The 19512-nt window shown below is 69.7% G+C and carries 20 protein-coding genes; 11 read left to right on the forward strand and 9 right to left on the reverse strand.

Annotated features, from left to right (window positions below):
* Positions 1 to 117 precede the first annotated feature (117 nt).
* Positions 118 to 762, reverse strand: coding sequence for a sigma-70 family RNA polymerase sigma factor (locus OG884_RS19340; RefSeq protein ID WP_326646788.1), 645 nt, complete (start codon positions 760 to 762; stop codon positions 118 to 120).
* A 206-nt stretch (positions 763 to 968) separates the two neighbouring features.
* Between OG884_RS19340 and OG884_RS19345 the strand changes: the two genes are divergently transcribed.
* Positions 969 to 2858, forward strand: coding sequence for a putative quinol monooxygenase (locus OG884_RS19345; RefSeq protein ID WP_326646789.1), 1890 nt, complete (start codon positions 969 to 971; stop codon positions 2856 to 2858).
* Positions 2859 to 2908: 50 nt separating this feature from the next.
* On the opposite strand, the gene OG884_RS19350 is transcribed toward OG884_RS19345, so the two are convergent.
* A complete protein-coding gene (locus OG884_RS19350; RefSeq protein WP_326646790.1) occupies positions 2909 to 3157 on the reverse strand; it encodes a glutaredoxin family protein in 249 nt (82 codons plus the stop codon).
* A 284-nt stretch (positions 3158 to 3441) separates the two neighbouring features.
* Between OG884_RS19350 and OG884_RS19355 the strand changes: the two genes are divergently transcribed.
* The 6 genes from OG884_RS19355 (at position 3442) to OG884_RS19380 (ending at position 10106) form a co-directional block, all read left to right on the forward strand.
* A complete protein-coding gene (locus tag OG884_RS19355) occupies positions 3442 to 4137 on the forward strand; it encodes a redox-sensing transcriptional repressor Rex (protein WP_326828954.1) in 696 nt (231 codons plus the stop codon).
* 145 nt (positions 4138 to 4282) lie between these two features.
* The gene (locus tag OG884_RS19360) at positions 4283 to 5623 is read left to right on the forward strand and encodes a glutamyl-tRNA reductase (RefSeq protein WP_326646792.1); all 1341 of its coding nucleotides are present in this window, start codon (positions 4283 to 4285) and stop codon (positions 5621 to 5623) included.
* A complete protein-coding gene (gene hemC / locus OG884_RS19365; RefSeq protein WP_326646793.1) occupies positions 5620 to 6540 on the forward strand; it encodes a hydroxymethylbilane synthase in 921 nt (306 codons plus the stop codon). Before OG884_RS19360 ends, hemC begins: the two co-directional genes overlap by 4 nt.
* Positions 6537 to 8117 (forward strand): bifunctional uroporphyrinogen-III C-methyltransferase/uroporphyrinogen-III synthase, encoded by a 1581-nt coding sequence (locus OG884_RS19370; protein ID WP_326646794.1) that lies wholly within the window; start codon positions 6537 to 6539, stop codon positions 8115 to 8117. The genes hemC and OG884_RS19370 overlap by 4 nt, the downstream gene beginning before the upstream one ends.
* Positions 8118 to 8285: 168 nt before the next feature.
* Complete coding sequence (gene hemB, locus OG884_RS19375) at positions 8286 to 9272, forward strand: porphobilinogen synthase (RefSeq protein ID WP_326646796.1); 987 nt, start codon at positions 8286 to 8288, stop codon at positions 9270 to 9272.
* Between the two features lie 192 nt (positions 9273 to 9464).
* Positions 9465 to 10106 (forward strand): bifunctional DNA primase/polymerase, encoded by a 642-nt coding sequence (locus tag OG884_RS19380; RefSeq protein ID WP_326646797.1) that lies wholly within the window; start codon positions 9465 to 9467, stop codon positions 10104 to 10106.
* A gap of 48 nt (positions 10107 to 10154) precedes the next feature.
* Here OG884_RS19380 and OG884_RS19385 read toward each other — a convergent pair whose 3' ends face one another.
* The 3 genes from OG884_RS19385 to OG884_RS19395 are packed head-to-tail and all read right to left on the reverse strand — an operon-like array spanning position 10155 to position 14229.
* Positions 10155 to 10796 (reverse strand): response regulator transcription factor, encoded by a 642-nt coding sequence (locus tag OG884_RS19385; protein WP_326646798.1) that lies wholly within the window; start codon positions 10794 to 10796, stop codon positions 10155 to 10157.
* Complete coding sequence (locus OG884_RS19390) at positions 10793 to 12841, reverse strand: sensor histidine kinase (RefSeq protein ID WP_326646799.1); 2049 nt, start codon at positions 12839 to 12841, stop codon at positions 10793 to 10795. The genes OG884_RS19385 and OG884_RS19390 overlap by 4 nt, the downstream gene beginning before the upstream one ends.
* 26 nt (positions 12842 to 12867) lie before the next feature.
* Positions 12868 to 14229 (reverse strand): sensor histidine kinase, encoded by a 1362-nt coding sequence (locus OG884_RS19395; protein ID WP_326646800.1) that lies wholly within the window; start codon positions 14227 to 14229, stop codon positions 12868 to 12870.
* 223 nt (positions 14230 to 14452) lie between these two features.
* On the opposite strand from OG884_RS19395, the gene hemL reads away from it, so the two are divergent.
* Positions 14453 to 15751 carry a glutamate-1-semialdehyde 2,1-aminomutase gene (gene hemL / locus OG884_RS19400; protein ID WP_326646801.1) on the forward strand — a complete coding sequence of 433 codons (1299 nt, stop codon included), beginning with the start codon at positions 14453 to 14455 and terminating at the stop codon, positions 15749 to 15751.
* 578 nt (positions 15752 to 16329) lie between these two features.
* Here the strand turns inward: hemL and OG884_RS19405 are convergent.
* Together OG884_RS19405 and OG884_RS19410 are read right to left on the reverse strand one after the other, a co-directional pair.
* A complete protein-coding gene (locus OG884_RS19405) occupies positions 16330 to 16839 on the reverse strand; it encodes an ATP-binding protein (RefSeq protein ID WP_326646802.1) in 510 nt (169 codons plus the stop codon).
* Positions 16836 to 17123 carry a hypothetical protein gene (locus OG884_RS19410; protein WP_326646803.1) on the reverse strand — a complete coding sequence of 96 codons (288 nt, stop codon included), beginning with the start codon at positions 17121 to 17123 and terminating at the stop codon, positions 16836 to 16838. The genes OG884_RS19405 and OG884_RS19410 overlap by 4 nt, the downstream gene beginning before the upstream one ends.
* A 90-nt stretch (positions 17124 to 17213) precedes the next feature.
* Between OG884_RS19410 and OG884_RS19415 the strand changes: the two genes are divergently transcribed.
* Genes OG884_RS19415 through OG884_RS19425 form a run of 3 tightly spaced genes read left to right on the forward strand, consistent with a single transcriptional unit; the run spans position 17214 to position 18681 of the window.
* On the forward strand, positions 17214 to 18173 hold the full coding sequence (locus tag OG884_RS19415) for a helix-turn-helix domain-containing protein (protein ID WP_326646804.1): 960 nt from the start codon (positions 17214 to 17216) through the stop codon (positions 18171 to 18173).
* 32 nt (positions 18174 to 18205) lie between these two features.
* On the forward strand, positions 18206 to 18418 hold the full coding sequence (locus OG884_RS19420; protein ID WP_326646805.1) for a DUF397 domain-containing protein: 213 nt from the start codon (positions 18206 to 18208) through the stop codon (positions 18416 to 18418).
* Between the two features lie 47 nt (positions 18419 to 18465).
* Entirely contained in the window at positions 18466 to 18681 is a 216-nt protein-coding gene (locus OG884_RS19425) for a DUF397 domain-containing protein (protein ID WP_326646806.1), read from the forward strand.
* A 9-nt stretch (positions 18682 to 18690) separates the two neighbouring features.
* Here the strand turns inward: OG884_RS19425 and OG884_RS19430 are convergent, their stop codons facing one another.
* Positions 18691 to 19284, reverse strand: a complete 594-nt coding sequence (locus OG884_RS19430; RefSeq protein ID WP_326646807.1) for a Uma2 family endonuclease — start codon at positions 19282 to 19284, stop codon at positions 18691 to 18693.
* A 41-nt stretch (positions 19285 to 19325) separates the two neighbouring features.
* Positions 19326 to 19460 (reverse strand): hypothetical protein, encoded by a 135-nt coding sequence (locus tag OG884_RS19435; RefSeq protein WP_326646808.1) that lies wholly within the window; start codon positions 19458 to 19460, stop codon positions 19326 to 19328.
* Between the last annotated feature and the right edge of the window lie 52 nt (positions 19461 to 19512).

Below are 19512 nucleotides of genomic sequence, written 5' to 3' on the forward strand. Positions count from 1 at the left end.
GTCTCCGGGGTGCCCCGGGGTGGCTCGGGGTCTGCCCGGAGTCTCCTGGAGGCTTCCGGTGCCTCCCGGGGCGTCTCGGGATGGGGGAAGGGGTGCGGACGAGGCAGGGAGGCGGTGTCAGCCCAGGTCCGAGGGGAGCGCGCGGGCCAGGGACCGGATCGCGCGGAACTGCAGCGCCTTGATCGCGCCGCTCTTCTTGCCCATGATGAGCGCGGTCTCCGCCAGCGACATGCCGTGCAGGAAACGCAGCACCACGCACTCCTGCTGCTCGGGGCCCAGGTCACGGACGGCGCCGAGCACCCGGTCGCTGATCATCGAGATGACGACGGCGTTCTCCGGGATGTGCGGGCCGTCGAGCGGGGTGTCGATCACCTCGGCCGTTGTGACCTCAAGACGGTACCTGCCGGACTTGAAGTGATCGGTGATCAGGTTCCTCGCGATGGTCACGAGCCAGGCCCCGAAATCACGCCCTTGCCACGTGAAGTCAGTGATCCGGCGGAGCGCGCGGAGAAAGGTCTCGCTCGTGAGATCCTCGGCCAGCGGGTGTGAGCCGACCCGGAAATAGACATAGCGGTAGACCAGGGTGAGGTAGCGATCATAGAGCGTGCCAAAAGCATCCGTGTCTCCGGTTTTGGCACGCAAAACGAGCCTCCGGAGTTCTTCGGAGGCGTCCTCACGCAGAGTGAGGTCACTACTGCGGACGGGCTGGGCCATCCCGACGGTCGTGGGGAGGTGCCCGGCGAGCGGCCACGTTTCAGGCATCCGGTATCCCTGAGGGGAAAAGGGGGTACGGCGTGCCTGATCACTCTAGGAAACCAAGCGGTAATTCCACAATCCACTTCGAAGCGCCGTGACTGGGGGTAATCGCCAGATATGGTGTGGGGTCGGTTGTTTCACGCCGACTCCGGGAGCCGACCGAGGGTTCGGCTACCGGTTAGGGGGTAATGTCCGGCAGCATTGGAGACACCATGGAAGTCCTCGTCGCTGTCATCGCCTTCGCCGGTGCATTGCTCGCCGTCATCGCCACCGGTGCTCTCATCAGCCGCCTTCGCAGTGAGCCCAAGGGCTGGCTGATCGCCTGGAGCATCACGACGGCGTCTCTCTCCGTCTCACTCGGAGTAATCGCCGTCGGCTACCTAACCGGGTTCGGGGCAGGAACATTTCGTGTTTATCAACTGACTGGATCCATGCTGGCGCCATTGTGGCTGGCTGTCGGAGTCATCCAGTTGCTGGCCCGTAAGGGCGCGGCCAGGTTCGCCTCATGGCTCCTGGGGATCGCACTCACTGTGATCGCGACGGTGATCCTGGCGGTCGACCCGGTCCTGCAGGACAAGGACTTCGCCAAGGTCCTCCCGCTGGGTAGCCGCCACTGGGACGTGCCGTCGGAATACCTGCTGCTTGTCGTCCACGTGATCGTCACGATCGTGCTGCTGGCCGGACTGCTGCTCGCGGTCGTGCGCTGGCGCGGCGGCGACGACTACGACGCCGACAACATGCACGCGCTCCTGGTGCTCGGCCCCACCGGTCTCGCCCTGGTGGGAGCCGTCAGCTTCGCGGTGCCCGGAATGTTCACCGCGCTGCTGCTCTTCGTCACCGCCGCCGCCGTCTGGTACGCCATGCTCCGCCCGCTCGCGCCCTACGAGGACGACGAGGAGAAGGCTGCGGACGACGACTGGGAGAACCGCCTCCCGACACTCCGGCCCCCCGAGTACCAGCCCCGCGACGTGCAGGTCGCCGGACACAGGATGTCCCAGGAGGCCCCCGGCGGCCGAGCCCTGGCCGAGGAGCCTCCCCGCCGCTCCGGGCTCGGCGACCTCGTCGCCGAGTACCGCGCGGGCGACCAGGACGTCGACTACGCGGCGCGCATGGGGCAGCAGCCCTTCCAGCACGACGACAGGTTCGGCGGACCCGCCACCGGGATGTTCATGGCGGGTGAGTACGGCATGCCGGCCCCCGGCCAGCCGTCCGGTGCCGACCCCGGCAGACGGGGCGGTGCTCCCGGGGGGCAGCCTCCGGTCACCGGTCAGTTCGGCATGTCGCCCTCAGGCCCGGCGACCGGCGAGTACGACATCCCGGCCCACGAGTTCGGAAGGCACGGGGCTTCCGGTTCCGGCAGGCAGTCCGGCCCGGTCACCGGTGAGTTCGGCCACCCCGTGGGGCCGGTCACCGGTGAGTTCGGCCACCCCGTGGGGCCGGTCACCGGTGAGTTCGGCCACCCCGTGGGGCCGGTCACCGGTGAGTTCGGCCACCCGGGCAGCCTCCAGCCCATGCCCGCCGAGCAGGCTTTCGGCGGCGCGCCCTCCCCGGGCCAGGGGCAGTGGCAAGGCCAGAGCCAGGGGAGAGGGGGTGTCCGAGGCTACGACCAGGCGGGCCCCTTCGGCTATGACCAGGCCTTCGGCGCAGCCCCCCGGGCCGGTGCCATGTATCCGGGCGGCCCGGGCAACCTGGGCGGCCTGGGCAACCCGGGTGACCTGCCGGGCGGTCCGGGCAACCTGGGTGACCTGCCGGGCGGCTCCGGCCGCCCCTCACCGAGCATCTTCGGCATGCTGACCGTCTTCACACTCCTCGACGGCACCGGCGAGAGGTTCGACCGGCTCGCCGAGGAGACCGTCGAGGCGGTACGCCGATCCGAGCCGGACACGCTCATCTACGCCTGCCACTCGGTGAAGTCGGCGCCGCTCCAGCGCATCGTCTACGAGATCTACCGTGACGAGGTCGCCTACACCGACCATCAGCGCCAGTCGCATACGGAGCGCTTCGTCACCGAGCGCCAGCCGATGGTGCTCGTCACCAACGTCATCGAGCTCACCATGAACGCCGCGAAGGTGATGCCGCTCCCGACGGCCTTCAGGCCGTGAACGCGGCGCGCGGGCGGTGGTCGTCCGCGCGCCGGATCATGTGAAACGTCTCAGGCGCCGAGGGCGGCGCGGAGGCGGTGCTCGTCGACACGCCAGAAGTCGTGCTGCACGCCGTCGACGAAGGTGACCGGGATCATCTCCCAGTAGCGGGCCTGGTCCTCTTCGGAGGCCGTGATATCGCGTTCCTCCCACGGGACGCCGAGCTCGGCGGTGACCCGTTCGATCACCGCCCGTGCGTCGTCGCACAGGTGACAACCGGGCTTGCCGAGCAGGGTGACGCGATGGTCTCGGGGTGACATGACCGCCACGGTAGCCGAGTCACGGCGCCGTGCGGGCCTGCGTCGCGAGCGGATGGGACCCGGTGACGGTCGTGCGGAGACCTGCCGGATGCCCAGGTCAGGGCCCTGATGAGGGGGGTGTGCCACGAACCGGTGGGGGGTTTGGTCAAGATTGTGAACACTCACTTTGTGCACCGGTTCACAAAAGGACTAACCTGAATGACAGTGGCCTCACCTCGTCATCCGTCGCGTCCGGGCCGCGCCGGTCGCCTGTCCCCCTGGAGCTCCGGCACGTGATCCGCCGTATGTCCCAAGCCCGCGAACGCGGCATACCCGAGGCGACCGTCGCCCGGCTGCCGCTCTATCTGCGTGCGCTGAACGGCATGGCCGAGCGTGGCCTGGCGACCGTGAGCTCGGAGGACCTGGCCGCCGCGGCCGGCGTCAACTCCGCCAAGCTCCGCAAGGACCTCTCCCACCTCGGGTCGTACGGCACCCGCGGGGTCGGCTACGACGTCGAATATCTGATCTATCAGATCTCCCGCGAGCTGGGCCTCACCCAGGACTGGGCCGTTGCCATCGTCGGAGTGGGTAACCTCGGTCGTGCGCTCGCCAACTACGGCGGGTTCGTCTCCCGGGGATTCAGGGTCGCGGCGCTGCTCGACGCGGACCCCGAAGTGGTGGGCGACCACATCGCGGGATTGAATGTGGAGCACATCGACGAGTTGGAAGCCGTGATAAGGCGGCGAGGAGTGTCGATCGTGGTGCTTGCGACACCGGCCGTGGCGGCCCAGCAGGTGGCCGACCGGGTCGTTGCCGTGGGGGTCACCAGCATCCTGAACTTTGCCCCCGTTGTACTTTCTGTTCCAGAAGGTGTCGACATCCGTAAAGTCGACCTATCGATTGAACTACAGATCCTTGCGTTCCACGAGCAACGCAAGACGGATCGGATGACTGGGGGGCCCGCGATGGCCGAGGAGTGGCCCGAGGCGGTGGACCTGTGAAGAAGCACCGCGTACGAGCCGACGGGCACGCACTCTTCCGGCTTTCCCGGGCGACCAAGACGAGCATGATCACTATGACACGTATGACGAACGCGGAGACGACGAGGGCGGACCGTGCCCTCTCGGGAAAGGCGGTGGAGGGCCGATGAGCGTTCTCGTCGTCGGCCTGAGCCACCGCACGGCCCCGGTGGCCCTGCTGGAACGGGTCTCCGTCTCCGGTGACTCGCTGGTGAAGCTGCTCCAGGACGTTCAGCGGGACGTCCACGTCACCGAGGCCATGGTCGTCTCGACCTGCAACCGGGTCGAGGTCTACGTCGAGGTCGACCGGTTCCACGCCGCGGTGACGTCGATCTCCTGGCTGCTCAGCACCCATTCCGGCGTCCCGATGGACGAGCTGGCCGCCCATCTCTACGTGCACTACGAGGACCGCGCGATCGAGCACCTGTTCTCGGTCGGCTCGGGCCTCGACTCGATGGTCCTGGGCGAGGGGCAGATCCTCGGTCAGGTGCGTTCGGCGCTCAGGCTCGCCCAGGAGGAGGGCACGCTCGGCCCGACGCTCAACGAGCTCGTCCAGCAGTCACTGCGGGTGGGCAAGCGCTCCCACACCGAGACCGGCATCGACCGGGCCGGCGCCTCCCTCGTCGGGGTCGGGCTCACGCTCGCCGAGCGAGTCCTCGGCCCTCTCGCCGAGAAGCGGGCCCTGGTGGTCGGCGCGGGCTCGATGAGCGCCCTGTCGGCCGCGACCCTGCAGCGGGCGGGCCTCACCGACATCGTGGTGGTCAACCGGACCCACGACCGTGCGGTGCGGCTGGCGCAGACGGTCGGCGGCCGGGCCGCCGAGTTCGGCGACCTGGAGAGGGAGATGGCAGGGGTCGACCTGGTCATCTCCTGCACCGGCGCCGCCGACGTGGTCATCACGGCCGACATGGTGACCCCCCACCAGATGTTCATACTGGACCTGGCCCTGCCGCACGACGTCGACCTCGCCGTACGGCGGCTGCCCGGTGTGACGCTGGTCGACCTGGAGTCCATGCAGGAGAGCGGGGCCGACGCCGGCACCGACGACGGTGGTCGAGCCGAGGCGGTCACCGCCGTGCGCGACATCGTCGCCGAGGAGGTCGCCGCCTACCTGTCGGCCGAACGCGCCGCGCGCGTCACGCCGACGGTGGTGGCGTTGCGGAGCAAGGCGGCGCAGGTGGTCGAGACGGAGCTTGAGCGGTTCGCCGCCCGGGTTCCCGAACTCGACGGACGCATCAGGGCCGAGGTCACCCAGACGCTCAGGCGCGTGGTCGACAAGCTGCTCCACGAGCCCACCGTGCGTGTCAAGCAGCTGGCGGAGTCTCCGGCGGGCGATCATTATGCGGAAGCACTCCGCGAGCTGTTCAATCTTGACCCGAAGGTGCCCGAAGCGGTGCGGCGCATCGAGACGATCGACGTCGAGCCGGGTAAGAACACCGAGCCGAGCAAGAAGGAGGCAGGCTTGTGAGCAGCGTTTCTCCTCCGCTCCGGCTGGGAACGAGGCGGAGCGTCATGGCGACCACGCAGTCGGGCCTGGTCGCCACCCGCCTCACCGAGTTGACCGGGAGGGCCGTCGAGCTCGTCGGCGTCGTCACCCTGGGCGACGTGACCAAGGGCGATCTCACGCAGCTCGGCGGCACGGGCGTCTTCGTCAGCGCGCTGCGTGACAAGCTGATCGAAGGCGAGATCGACTTCGCGGTTCACTCGCTGAAGGACCTGCCCACCACACCCGACCCGCGGGTGGTCATCGCGGCGATCCCGCCGCGTGACGACCCCAGGGACGCCCTGGTGAGCGTCACCAAGCTGGCCGACCTGCCATCCGGTGCGAAGATCGGCACGGGCTCCCCGCGCCGGATCGCCCAGCTTAGGATGATCCGTCCGGACCTCGACTATGTTCCCATCCGAGGCAACGCCGAGACCCGGATCGCCAAGGTGACCTCGGGCGAGCTACAGGGGGTCGTGCTCGCCGCCGCCGGGCTCGGCAGGCTGGGCCGCGAGGCCGAGATCTCCCAGATCTTCGAGGTCGAGGAGATGCTGCCCGCTCCCGGGCAGGGAGCACTGGCCGTGGAGTGCCGCTCCGACAGGGCGGATATGGTCGAGTTGCTGAGCGTGCTCGACGATGCGCGCACTCGCGCCGAGGTCACCGCCGAGCGCGCGGTGCTCAATACCCTGGAGGCCGGGTGTGCCGCCCCGCTGGGCACGTACGCGGCCGAGCACGGGCACGATCTGATTTTGACCGCCGCCGCCGTCGCCGTCGACGGCAGGCGGGCGGTGCGCAAGTCCGCCGTCGGCAGCTCTTCTGCGCCCATGGATCTCGGCCGCGACCTCGCGGCCGAGATGATCGCCGAAGGGGCCGGCACGTTGATAGGGGAGCAAGCACATTGAGCTCCGGAAGTACCACCTTCGAGCGTCCGTCCGGGTTCGTCGCCTTTGTCGGCGCGGGTCCCGGCGATGAGGGGTTGCTCACGCTACGCGGTGCCGATCTGCTCTCCAGAGCGGACATCGTCATCCTCGACCAGGAGGCGTACGGCTCATTGCTACGCCACTGTCGTGAGGGCGTCGAGATCATCGGTGTGGCAGAGGAGGGCGCCGTCTCGCTGAAGGCCGTCAAGGCAGCCAAGGGTGGCAGCTGTGTCGTGCGGTTGTGCGCGGGCGACCCCATGTTCTTCTCCTCGATCACCGCTGAGGTGGCGGCCTGTGCCAAGGCGGAGGTGGACTTCGAGATCGTGCCCGGCGTGCCCCCGGCCACGGCGGTGCTCACTTATGCCGGGATACCGGCCGCGGTATCGGTGCCCGAGTTCCGGGTCGTGGACGCGACCCAGATCAACGACTGGTCCGGGTACGCCGCGGGAGCGGGCACCCTGGTGATCTACAACGGCGTCGCCGAGGCCGTCTCGATCGGCAAGGCGTTGATCGCGGCGGGCCGTCCGGACTCGACGCCGGTGGCGATCAGCAGCGCGGGCACCACTACCGAGCAGCACACCGTGGTGACCACGCTGGGCCGGATCGCGCCCGATCTCAAGCACGCCGGGATGGTCGAGCCCGCGCTGATCGTGGTCGGCGAGGCCGTCGGCATGCGCGACCGGCTGTCGTGGTTCGAGACCAAGCCGCTGTTCGGCTGGCGGGTGCTCGTGCCCAGGACCAAGGAGCAGTCGGCCGCTCTGGTCGATCAGTTGCGTTCGTACGGCGCGGTGCCCGAGGAGGTCCCCACGATCTCCGTCGAGCCGCCGCGCACCCCGCAGCAGATGGATCGGGCAATCAAGGGCCTGGTCACGGGGCGCTACGAGTGGGTGGCTTTCACCAGCGCGAACGCGGTCAAGGCGGTGCGCGAGAAGTTCGAGGAGTATGGCCTGGACGCCCGCGCGTTCGCCGGGCTCAAGGTCGCGGCCGTGGGCGAGAGCACCGCGCGGGCACTGGTGGAGTTCGGCGTCAGGCCCGACCTGATGCCGTCCGGCGAGCAGTCGTCGGAGGGGCTGCTGGTCGAGTGGCCCCCGTACGACTCGATGCTCGACCCGATCAACCGGGTGCTGCTGCCGCGTGCCGACATCGCGACCGAGACGCTGGTGGCCGGACTGATCGAGCTCGGCTGGGAGTGCGACGACGTGACGGCCTACCGGACCGTCCGCGCCGCGCCGCCGCCCGCCCCCACCCGCGAGGCCATCAAGGGCGGCGGGTTCGACGCGGTGCTGTTCACCTCGTCGAGCACCGTCCGCAACCTGGTCGGCATCGCGGGCAAGCCGCACAACGTCACGGTCATCGCCGTGATCGGTCCGCAGACCGCGAAGACGGCGGAGGAATTCGGGCTCAGGGTCGACGTCATGGCCGACAAACCCTCGACTTCCGCCCTCGCGGCGGCGCTGGCGGAGTACGGTGCCAAGCAGCGGCAGGCCGCGGTCATGGCGGGGGACGTCCCCCGCAGGCCCTCGCAGACCCGAAGAGGGGCCCGGCGCCGCGCAAAGTAACCTTGAATACGGCGGCTGCCCGCGCGAAAAGGGCGGGCAGACCGTGTTCGACGGTCTCGCGCGAGCGCGCCGGGCCGTGACCGGCGGCGCCCCGGCAGGCGGCGGGCCGGAACACACATCGAGCTCCTCCGGCCCGCAGTCCCCGACCGGCCGGGGGGAGGGGGAGACATGACGGCCCAGTTCCCTGTCGCACGCCCGCGAAGGCTCCGCCGCACGGCACCGATGCGCCGGATGGTGGCCGGTACCCGGCTGCACCCGGCGGAACTGGTGCTGCCGATGTTCGTGAAGGAGGACATCGACCAGCCGAACCCGATCGGCTCGATGCCGGGGGTGTTTCAGCACACCCGTGACTCGCTGCGCAAGGCCGCCCACGAGGCGGCCGAGGCAGGGGTGGGCGGGCTGATCCTGTTCGGCATCCCCGCGGTGAAGGACGGCCGGGGGTCGGCGGCCGACGACCCGGAGGGGATCGTCCAGCGAGCCGTCGCCGATCTGGTCGCAGACGTGGGCGACACGCTGGTCGTGATGACCGACACCTGCCTGGACGAGTTCACCGACCACGGGCACTGCGGCATCCTGACCGGGGAGGGGGAGGTCGACAACGACGCCACCCTGGAGCGCTACGCGGCCGCGGCGGTGGCCCAGGCACGGGCCGGATCGCAGGTGATCGCACCGAGCGGCATGATGGACGGCCAGGTCGCGGCGATCAGGGCCGCGCTGGACGGCGACGGCTTCGAGCAGGTCCCGATCCTCGCGTACTCGGCCAAGTACGCCTCGGCGTTCTACGGCCCGTTCCGCGAGGCGGCCGAGTGCGCTCCGCGGTTCGGCGACCGCAACGCCTACCAGCAGGACGCGGCGGGACCGGTCGGGGAGGCGCTGCGCGAGGTGCGCCTGGATCTCGACGAGGGCGCCGACGCCGTCATGGTCAAGCCCGCCCTGGCCTATCTCGACATCCTGCGCCAGGTGCGCGACGCCGTGGACGTGCCGGTGGCGGCGTACCAGGTCAGCGGCGAGTACGCCATGGTCGAGGCCGCCGCCGCGAACGGCTGGATCGACCGGGATCGGACGATCATGGAGTCGCTGGTCGCGATCCGCAGGGCGGGGGCCGACATGATCCTCACTTACTGGGCGACCGAGGTCGCCGCGAAGCTGAGATGAGATCGACGGCACGTACCGAGAACTGGAGGTTCGTCACTTGGCGGGGATACGTGTGCGTTAGAGTGCGATAACCGGTGCGGATGTGTCCCAGGTGGCGTAGACCCTGGGGGGTTTGACGTTCCCACTGACCAGAGTGTGGACAGGTCGTCGCATCCGGGTGGTACGCGGGATGCGCGGACGACGGAGGACACAATGGTCGGGGTACCGATGGTTCGTCGAAACAGGCGACATGGCCATCCGAAGCAGATGATCAGTTCTGTGCTGGAGTACGCCGCGCTGGGCTGGGCGAGTTGTCCCGGCGCGCGGCCACTGAAAGGCGGTTCGCGCTCCTGCTCCTGCGACCGCGTCGGCTGTCCCGACCCGGGATCCCACCCGCTCTCGCCTGCCTGGCAGATGCAGGCCACCACCGACCCCACCCTCCTCACCAACTGGTGGCGGTACGAACCCGAGGCGAATGTGATCCTCCCCACGGGGCGGGTGTTCGACGTGTTCGACGTACCGCTCGCCGCGGGGCACACCGCCCTCGCGAACATGGACTCCACCGGAGCCGCCTCGGGCCCGGTCGCCGTAAACGGCGACCGGGCCCTGTTCTATGTGGCCACCCGCAACGCCTCCGACGACGAGGACGAGTGGTGGTCCTGCGCCCTGGACTTCGGCCCGTCCACCATCGACGAGATGCCCGGCCTGCGCTGGCACTGCCGCGACAGCTACGTTCTCGCCCCGCCCTCGCTCCTGCCCAGCGGCGGGCACAGCTCGTGGCTGCGCCCGCCGGACGGCCGCCCGCTGCCGGACCCGCTCCGCGTCCTCGACCAGCTCGCCGACACCTGCGACTGAGTCGCGCCCCGCGTCCGGGACGCCTGGTAAAGGCTCGTGGTCACCGCCCTAGGGGGAGCCGCCCAGGCCGGCCTCGCGGGCGCGGACGATCGCCTGGGCGCGGTCGGCCACCTGGAGCTTCATGAAGATGTTGGAGACGTGGTTGCGCACGGTCTTGCCGGACAGGAAGAGGATCCCGGCGATCTCGTTGTTGCCCTTGCCCTGGGCGACCAGCCCGAGCACCTCCCGCTCCCGCTCGGTGAGCTCGGGGAAGACGCTGCGTGACGGATCGGGTATGCCGGTGAAGTAGGCCAGGACGCGGCGGGCGATCTCGGGACCGTAGATGGCCTCGCCCGCGGCGACGGCGTGCACGGCGCGGCCGATCTCCTCGGCACCGGCCTCCTTGAGCAGGTAACCGCGCGCTCCGGCGCGCATGGCGGCGAAGACCGAGTCGTCGTCACGGAACATGGTCAGCACCAGCACCCCGATCCGAGGGCTGGTCCTGATGATCGTCCTGGTCGCCTCGATGCCGTTGCCGCCTGGCATCTGCAGGTCCATCACGACCACGTCGGGCTGGAGTTCGGCGGCCAGCGCCACGGCCTCCTGACCGTTGGAGGCCTCCCCGACGACCTCGATGTCCATGACCGAGAGCAGGCCGCGGAGACCCTGCCGGAAGACCGGGTGGTCGTCCACGATCAGTACGGTGATCATTCGGTCTCCTCCGCCGGCAACCTGGCGATTACCTCCGTGCCGCCGCCCGGCCGAGGGCCGATCACACATGAGCCTCCCACCTCGGCCGCCCGCTCGCGCATCGAGGTCAGCCCGACGCCCGCGACCGGATTCTCGGGCAGGCCGACCCCGTCGTCGGCGACCTCCACGCGCAGCTCGCCAGGCAGGCGGCGCAGCCGGATGAGGACGGTGGCCGCGCCGGCGTGGCGGCGGGTGTTGGTGAGCGCCTCCTGGGCGATGCGGTAGGCGGCGACCTCGACGGCCGCGGGCAGGTCGTCCAGCGGGCCGTCCACGGTCACCGCGGTCTCCCCGGCCGCCACCCGCAGCGCGCCCTCCAGGCCCAGGTCGTCCAGTGCGGGCGGGCGCAGGCCGTACACCAGCTCGCGGACCGACGCGATCGTCGCGATCATCTCCTCGCGGACACGGACCAGCAGCTTCTCGACGGCCCGCGGGTCGGTGTCGAGCCTTCTCCGTGCCTCGTCGAGGGCGAAGGTGACACTGGTCAGTGCCGGGCCGAGCCCGTCGTGCAGCTCCCTGCCCAGCCTGCGGCGTTCCTCGTCGCGGGTGGACCGGATGCGTTCCCGGGAGCGGTGCAGGTCGGCGGTGAGCCGTACGGCGTGTGCCAGCTCGGCGAGGTGCCTGGCGAGGACCTCCATCGGCTCGCGGCCCGGCCGGGCCCCCGCCACCAGCAGGGTTCCGACCCGCTCCGCGTGCCAGAACAGCGGCACCTCCTGCGCCCCGGGCCGAAGCTCCCCGTCGGTGAACACGCGCGTCGCCCCGCCCCGTCCCGTGCGGACCTCGACGCCGACCCCGCCGGCTCCCAGCGCCCCGCGGATCGCGACCACGGCCTCGCTGAGGGCCGCCGCCGGATCCTGCGCCCCCTGCCCGGTACGGCCGAGCAGGCCGACGACCCGGTAGGGGTCACGTTCGACGGCGAAGACCCGGTCCACCAACCGCTGCAGGCGTAGCCGCGCCGGGTGGAAGACCCCGCCCACGGCCAGCGCCGAGATCAGCCCGATGCCCTGGCCCAGGTCGCTGGCCAGGGCGCCGGCCAGCCAGATCAGCCCGAAGTAGACACCTCCGGTGACCGCGACGAGGGAGCCGTAGACCAGCGCCCGGTTGAGCACGACGTCGATGCCGTAGAGGCGGTAGCGCAGCACCGCCGCGATGATCGACAGGGGCACTCCGGCCATGAAGAGGGTCTCCGTGGCCATCAGCAACCAGGAGCCGGTCGCCACCCGGAGGATCCAGGAGGCCAGGAGCACCACCAGCGCGCCGACGTACCAGGCGACCTGGCGCCGGAGCTCGGTGTCGCCCGCCTGGTAGCGGAAGACCAGTGAGAGCACGCCGAGCGCGGTGAGCGCCATCATCGGGGCGCCGATGTACGACTCCACGGCCGGTGAGATCTCACGCAGCGCCTCGACGCCGAAGGGGTTCGCGACCGGGAGCTGGCTCTCGAACTCGGGATCCGGGGCCAGTCCCAGGAACAGCGAGTGCCCGACCATGAGGACCAGGTTGGCGTACAGGATCGGCCGCCAGCGCCGGGAGGGCAGCCGGCCGTCGGGGAAGAGCAGCGGCAGCAGCGAGATGAACACCGGAACGTGCCACAGCCACAGCCAGAGCGCCAGCCACGCCAGGTAAGGGGTGATCCCTCCGGGGTCGGTGAGGTAGAACCAGTGGGCGGCGCTGTAGATCAGGTAGTAGAGGCCGCCGACCACTCCGCTGGCCCAGAGCAGCCAGGGGACGAGCAGCCGGGGCCGGCGCGTGATGAGGAACGCGCCGGCCGCCGGGAACAGGATGACCGTCGGGTCCAGGGTGATGAAGGGCTCACGCCAGGTCGAGGCGCTCAGCTCGGCCAGCCAGATCGCCAGGAGGTTGCAGACCGGCGCCAGCACCGCACCGGTCCAGACGAGAACGGCCAACGCCCTTCGCCGCCGATCCTCCGCAGGGCCTCCGGTCACGGACGAGGTCGTGGAGTCCTCGTCCATGCAGGTGGGCACGGCGCTTGCGGTCGCGGGGGAGGTCATGCCGGCTCCGTTGTCCGTGGGTGAGGTCATGGAGTCTTCGTCCGTGGAGGAGGGCGGACCGACTCCGTTTCCGGAGGAGATAGCGGTGCTTCTGCTCGCGGGGGAGGTCGTGCCGGGTCTGTTCCGAGGGGCAGCCGGGCGACGACCTCGGTGCCGCCGCCCGGACGCGGCCCGATCGTGCACGAGCCACCCGTCTCCGCCGCCCGCTCACGCATGGAGAGCAGGCCCACACCGCCGCGGACCTTTTCCGGCAGGCCGATCCCGTCGTCGGCGACCGAGAGCCGCAACTCGCCGCCCGCCGCCGCATCGTCTGCCATGCCGCCGGGCCCGCCGCCGGTGCCCGCGGGCTCGATGTGCTCGCCCTCGGCTCGTACCACCTCGGCTCGTACGAGGGCGGTGGTGGCCTGGGCGTGGCGGCGGACGTTGGTGAGCGCCTCCTGGGCGATCCGGTAGGCCGCCACCTCCACGGCCGGGGGCACGTCGCCCAGCGGGCCGACCAGCGCGACGTCCACCCGGGGTCCCGGCGCGTCGGCCAGCGAGCGCAGCGAGCCGGCCAGGCCGAGGTTTTTCAGCGCGGGCGGGCGCAGGCCGTACACCAGGTCCCTGACGTCGACGATCGCGGTGCCCATCTGGTCACGCACGCGGACCAGCAGCCCCTCCACGGCCTCGGGATCCCGCTCCAGCCGGAGCCTGGCCTCGTCCACGGTCATTGCCAGGCTGGCCAGCGTCGGCCCCAGCCCGTCGTGCAGGTCGCGGCGGAGCCTGCGCCGTTCCTCCTCCCGGGTGGTGAGGATGTGCTCTCTGGACCGCCGAAGGTCCGCGGTGAGCCGTACGGCGTGCGCCAGCTCGGCCAGGTGCCTGGCCAGCACGTTCAGCAGGTCCAAAGAGGTGGCGGGACCGCTGCTGAGCAGCCGTCCGACCGGTTCCCCATGCCAGACCAGTGGAGTCTCGACCGGCCGTTCCCCCAGCTCGCCGTCGACGACGGTCCCGCCGTGGACCTCGACGGCCACGCCGTCGGCGTGCAGCGCCTGGCGGACCAGCACTACGGCGGTGGCCAGCCCCTCGGCGGGGTCGACGGCCTCCTGCAGGGTGCGGCTCAGCCGGTCGGCCACCCGGTAGGGGTCACGCTCGACCTGGAGCAGCCGGTCCACGGCACGCTGCAGGCGCAGCCGTGCCGGGCGGAAGACCGCGCCCACGATCAGTGCCGCGACGAGCCCGGCCACCGGGTCCTCCCCGCCGGACAGCGTGCCGGTCAGCCAGGTCAGCCCGGAGTAGATCCCACCGGTGACCAGCGCCAGCGCGCCGTAGACCAGGACACCGTTGAGCACGGCCTGGACGCCGGGCGGCCGGGCGGCGGGCGGCTGTGCGGGGGGCGTCGTGACTGCCATGAGGGAAGGATCTCCCACACGATGTCCCGCTGTCCCGGGGCAGATGTCCCGTTCTGGAGTGAATTTTCTGGGCCTTACTGGTTCGAGGGTGTGTTTGGCGGGGAAGGGTCGGGCAGCCCGTCCCTCAGGGGGCGTGAACGCGCGGCCTGGAACCCGGAGAGGCCTTCCCTCAGGGGGAACGCCGCAGGCGGGGGCTCGCCCCGCGGTGACTACCCTTGTGGGCGTGAGCCGTACTGAGAACTCCGAGGACCTGTTCGCCCGCGCACGTGAGATCGTCCCGGGAGGTGTCAACTCCCCGGTCCGCGCCTTCGGAGCCGTCGGCGGCACGCCGCGCTTCATGGCCTCGGGGCAGGGGCCCTACATCACCGACGTGGACGGCAACCGCTACGTCGACCTGGTCTGCTCGTGGGGGCCGATGATCCTCGGCCACCGGCACCCGGCCGTGATCGAGGCTCTGCAGGAGGCGCTGCGCGACGGCACCTCGTTCGGTACGGCGACAGCCGGCGAGGTCGAGCTCGCCGAGGAGATCGTCGACAGGGTCGACCCGGTGGAGAAGATCCGCCTGGTCAGCTCCGGTACCGAGGCCACCATGTCCGCCGTGCGGCTGGCACGCGGCTTCACCGGCCGGTCCAAGATCATCAAGTTCGCCGGTTGTTACCACGGCCATGTCGACGCCCTGCTCGCCTCGGCCGGTTCCGGGCTGGTGACCTTCGGCCTGCCCGACACCCCCGGCGTGACCGGCGCCTCGGCCGCCGACACCGTGGTGCTGCCCTACAACTCGATCGAGGCGGTCACCGAGGCGTTCCAGGCGTTCGGCGCCGAGGTCGCGTGCGTGATCACCGAGGCGTGCCCGGCCAACATGGGCGTCGTCCCGCCGCTGAACGGGTTCAACGCCAAGCTGCGGGAACTGTGCACCGCACACGGCGCCCTACTGATCATCGACGAGGTGCTCACCGGCTTCCGGGTGTCGGAGGCCGGCTGGTACGGGCTCGACCCGGTCGACGCCGACCTGATGACCTTCGGCAAGGTCATGGGCGGCGGCCTGCCCGCCGCCGCGTTCGGCGGTCGCGCCGACGTGATGGCCCACCTCGCCCCCGAGGGGCCGGTCTACCAGGCGGGCACCCTGTCCGGAAACCCGCTGGCCTGCGCCGCCGGCCTGGCCACCCTGCGCGCCTGCGACGAGGGGGTCTACGACCGGGTGGACGCCGCGGCCCTGGTCATCGGCCGCGCCGCCGCCGACGCGCTGGCCGCCGCCGGGGTGCCGCACCGCCTGCAGCGTGCCGGGAGCCTGTTCTCCATCTTCTTCACGGAAGAGCGGGTCGTCGACTTCGACACCGCCCAGCGGCAGAACACCGCCGCCTACCGGGCGTTCTTCCACTCGATGCTCGACCAGGGCGTCTACCTGCCGCCGTCGGCGTACGAGGCGTGGTTCCTGTCCGCCGCCCACGACGACGAGGCCCTCTCCCGCATCGCCGAAGCCCTTCCCGCCGCGGCCAAGGCCGCCGCCCAGGTTTCCGGTTAGCGGGGCGGTCTGTTCAGGTTCGCTCTGCCGGGTGTGTGTCCCGGGTGGCCGTTGTTCTGGATGGCCAGGGCTCCCTTGTTGGTCGGCTGCTCTGCCGGGTGTGTGTTCGCGCTCCGGTGGGCGGGTGCTCCGGGCGGCCGTCGTTGGTGGCGGGTCTGGGGGTTCAGGCCTCCGGCCTGGCGGGCGCGCTGGTTGCGGATTCTTATAAGCCGCCCGGAGCACCCGCCCACCTCCGCGCACCCTTTGCTTCGCCGTACGCTCTGCGGGCCGTAGCCGCTTTCCTACGGGCCGCCCATCGGGCTCTTTGACGCTGAAGCGATCCGTACGGGGGTCGTTCTGGTTCCAGCACCGTAGCTGAAGCACCGGTGCGGGAAGGAGCGCAGGGGGCTCACCGCAGTTCATCAGGTCCGTCGTGATTTTTGGCTCAAGGGCGGGGGTGATCGTCTGGTGGGGCACACCGCGACTCGGGCCACCACCGTGACCGGAGGGACCGTCACTGTGACCGGAGGGACCGTCACTGTGACCGGAGGGAGGGGTACGCCTCGGGAGAGGGGCTTCGGTCAGGTGGGTCAGGTGGGTCAGCTGAAGAGGGAGCTGGGTCCGTCAGGTCCGTTGGTTTCGGTGGTTGGGAGGTGGAACCAGACGGCGGTGCCTGCTTCGGGGTCGTGGTGGGTGCCCCAGGCGGTGGCCATGGCCTCGACCAGGAGCAGGCCGCGTCCGCCGTCGCTGTCGAGACCGGTCGCGCGGACGAAGGGGAGGCTGGTCGCCGAGCCGTCGTCGATCACCTCGGCGTGCACCATGCCGCCGCCCAGGCCCAGGCAGACCGTCAGCGATCCTCCGGCGGCGCGGCCGGAGTCGGAGTGGACGACGGAGTTCGTCACGACCTCGCTGAGCAGGAGCACCACGTCGTCGAGGGTGGTGTCGGCAACTCTGCCGGTGAGTAGGTCTCGTGCCCAGGCGCGGACCGTCGCGACCGAGCAGGCCAGGCCCGCGAACTCCGCGTGGCCCAGCGGGTGCAGCACGGCCCAGCGTCCCGCGGTCGCTCGCTGTCGTTCGTAGCGGCAGGCGGTCTGCCGGTGCGCGTTCATGCGATCGCCGCCGAGACGATGACGTCGGCGGCGTTGTCGGCCCCGGCCCAGACCCCTTCGCCCGGCCGCCACACCCTGGCCCACCAGGGCCGCCAGACGAACACCCAGCCGCAGGCGCGACGGATGACGGTGATCCGGACCCGGGTCTCACCCCCGGACATGATCTCCAGCACCGGCTGCCCCACCTGGGGCAACACCAGCGAGGTGCCCACCCCCAGGCCCCGCAGGTCCCAGCCCAGCCGCACCAGGTGAATTAACTGCTCTTGTGGATCACGTTCCTTCACAGCTAGCCCTTCTGTTGCCATTTTGACTGGCATATCACTACTTTTCGATACCTTACACCTACTCAGAGTCACCAGTCGTACGCTCAGAGCATGCACGAGCAAGTGCTTTCGCGCAATCGCGTTCACGCGAAATCTTTAAGTAGGTTGTGCGTGCACGCACTGGAGGGCTTTGCCAAGCTGAGAGACCCAACGAGAGAGGTGCCGATGGCCATCAGCCCCACTGCTCGGCGTCGCCGACTCGGGATCGAACTACGGCGCCTGCGAGAAGCCGCCAGTCTCAACGGGACCGACGTGGCCGCTGCCCTGGGATGGTCCGGTACCAAGGTCTCCCGGATCGAAACCGGACGGGTGAGCGTCCATCACGGAGATGTCAGCGACCTGCTTGACCACTACAAGGTCACCGACGACGGGCTTCGGCAAGAGCTGATCATGCTGGCACGCGAGTCCCGGCAGAAAGGCTGGTGGCACCGCCACCGCGACACCCTGAAGACCGGATTCGACTCCTACATCGGCCTTGAGGCCGACGCGGCGACGATCCGCACCTACGAGGCACAGGTCATCCCGGGTCTCCTGCAGACCGAGGCCTACACCCGAGCGGTTATGGGGGCGGCGGCCATGAATCCCAGCCAGCCTTACATTGAGAAGAAGGTCGGCGTTCGCCTTGCCCGCCAGCAGCTCCTGACGCGGGATGCTCCGGTCCATCTGCACGCGGTGCTCGACCAGGCGGTATTGATGCGCGAGGTGGGCGGAGCGACGACGATGAGCGATCAGCTGGCCTTCCTGCTACAGCGAAGCGAGCTGCCGAACATCACGATCCAGGTGCTGCCCCTCGAACGGGGAGCCCACCCAGCCATGGACGGTCCTTTTGTCATCCTGGAGTTCCCCGACCCTGCGGATCCGGCCCTCGTCTATATCGAACAGGCCGTCAGTGGTCTGGTCCTCGAAGAAGCCGAAGAGCTCGCGAAATATACCTGGATGTTCAATAATCTAATCACCCGGTCGCTCACCGCCGAAGAGTCTGCCACCCTCATCTCCTCCATGATCGATTAATGGCATCGTGCTTACCGAGAAAGGAGCGTGGGATGGCCCCAAACGGAGATCCTCCCCATATCGCATGGCGTAAGAGCAGCTACAGCACCGATGGCGGCAACTGCGTGGAAGTAGCTCGTGCAGGCAACCGTTACCTCGTCCGCGACTCCAAGAATCCCCATGGCGCCACACTTTCCTTCTCCCCGGGCGACTGGACCGCCTTCCTCGGCCGCGTCAAGACTGGAGACTTCGACACACATCCCTGACCGTGTGACGGGTTGGGGAGGGTCTCCAGATGTAAAGGGGAACACGGGTGTCCCAGCACTCCCTGGCCAACGCCATATGGCGCAAGAGCAGCCTCAGTGGCAACGGCGGTGCCGACTGTGTCGAGGTCGCCGCCAACCTCCCCGGCATCGCGGCCGTTCGTGACAGCAAGGACCCTTTGGGGCCAGCGTTGGTCTTCTCACCTGACGGGTGGCGAACCTTCATCGAAGGTGTCAAGGATGGTGAGTTCGACCGCCTGGGCTGATCGGGGCGTCTATCTGGGCAGGTCGCCGAGGTCGATGGTGATGGGGAAGGGCACCGGGACGGTCAGGCGGTCGTGGTGGATGCCGGTCAGGCTGTACGCGCGGGTGGCGGGGTCGAGTTCGTAGACGTGGGCGGCGGGGGAGCCGTTGTTGTTCTCCACCCGCCAGAAGTGTGGGATGCCCGCCTCGGCGTAGCGGAACGGTTTGGTCTTGCGGTCGCGGTCCTCGGACTCGGGCGAGACCACCTCGACGGCGAGGTGCACCTCGCCGGGGGTGTAGAACGTCCGGGCGTCGTCATCGGCGGCCTCCGTGTCGACGACCACGATGTCGGGGCAGGGGCGCATCCGGTGGCCGAGCTTGACGTCCATCCGGTTCACGACCGCGAGGCGCTCGGGGGAACGGGCTTTCAGGCCGATTACCAGACCGGCGAGGACGCGCTGGTGGAAGCGTGTCTGGGGAGCGGCGAAGACGAGGGCTCCGTCGATCAGCTCGGCACGCTCGAAGAAACCGGGTTCACCGTTGGGACCCTCGGAAAGACGGTCGAGGTCGTCGGCGTTCCAACCCTCCGGGGGTGGAGCAGGCCAGTGGTCGAGTGCGGCACCCATGCGGGTCACTGTAATTCCGGACCTGTGGTGACCGGACTGCTTCAGGGAGCTTTCACCTCGGCCTGGACGGGGGTAGGGGTCGTGGTGGGCGTACGGGGACGGGTGCCGGTGTAGAGGATGCCGGAGATGGTCAGGGCGGCGGCGATCACTGTCGGCCCGGCTAACGCGACGGCCATGCCGGTGACAGGTGGCCATCGTCGTTTTCGGCGATATTTCAGTACAGGTGAG

It is taken from the genome of Streptosporangium sp. NBC_01755 (assembly GCF_035917995.1).
Taxonomy (GTDB): Bacteria; Actinomycetota; Actinomycetes; order Streptosporangiales; family Streptosporangiaceae; genus Streptosporangium.

Bases quoted from the DNA above. Each gene is read 5' to 3' on its own strand.
- OG884_RS19360 (WP_326646792.1), top strand. From the start codon at position 4,283: ATGAGCGTTCTCGTCGTCGGCCTGAGCCACCGCACGGCCCCGGTGGCC.
- OG884_RS19430 (WP_326646807.1), bottom strand. From the start codon at position 19,284: ATGGGTGCCGCACTCGACCACTGGCCTGCTCCACCCCCGGAGGGTTGG.
- OG884_RS19355 (WP_326828954.1), top strand. From the start codon at position 3,442: ATGTCCCAAGCCCGCGAACGCGGCATACCCGAGGCGACCGTCGCCCGG.
- OG884_RS19405 (WP_326646802.1), bottom strand. From the start codon at position 16,839: ATGAACGCGCACCGGCAGACCGCCTGCCGCTACGAACGACAGCGAGCG.
- OG884_RS19395 (WP_326646800.1), bottom strand. From the start codon at position 14,229: ATGGCAGTCACGACGCCCCCCGCACAGCCGCCCGCCGCCCGGCCGCCC.
- OG884_RS19390 (WP_326646799.1), bottom strand. From the start codon at position 12,841: ATGACCTCCCCCGCGACCGCAAGCGCCGTGCCCACCTGCATGGACGAG.
- OG884_RS19345 (WP_326646789.1), top strand. From the start codon at position 969: ATGGAAGTCCTCGTCGCTGTCATCGCCTTCGCCGGTGCATTGCTCGCC.
- OG884_RS19350 (WP_326646790.1), bottom strand. From the start codon at position 3,157: ATGTCACCCCGAGACCATCGCGTCACCCTGCTCGGCAAGCCCGGTTGT.
- OG884_RS19435 (WP_326646808.1), bottom strand. From the start codon at position 19,460: ATGGCCGTCGCGTTAGCCGGGCCGACAGTGATCGCCGCCGCCCTGACC.
- OG884_RS19420 (WP_326646805.1), top strand. From the start codon at position 18,206: ATGGCCCCAAACGGAGATCCTCCCCATATCGCATGGCGTAAGAGCAGC.
- OG884_RS19415 (WP_326646804.1), top strand. From the start codon at position 17,214: ATGCACGAGCAAGTGCTTTCGCGCAATCGCGTTCACGCGAAATCTTTA.
- OG884_RS19385 (WP_326646798.1), bottom strand. From the start codon at position 10,796: ATGATCACCGTACTGATCGTGGACGACCACCCGGTCTTCCGGCAGGGT.
- OG884_RS19380 (WP_326646797.1), top strand. From the start codon at position 9,465: ATGGTCGGGGTACCGATGGTTCGTCGAAACAGGCGACATGGCCATCCG.
- hemB (WP_326646796.1), top strand. From the start codon at position 8,286: ATGACGGCCCAGTTCCCTGTCGCACGCCCGCGAAGGCTCCGCCGCACG.
- OG884_RS19340 (WP_326646788.1), bottom strand. From the start codon at position 762: ATGCCTGAAACGTGGCCGCTCGCCGGGCACCTCCCCACGACCGTCGGG.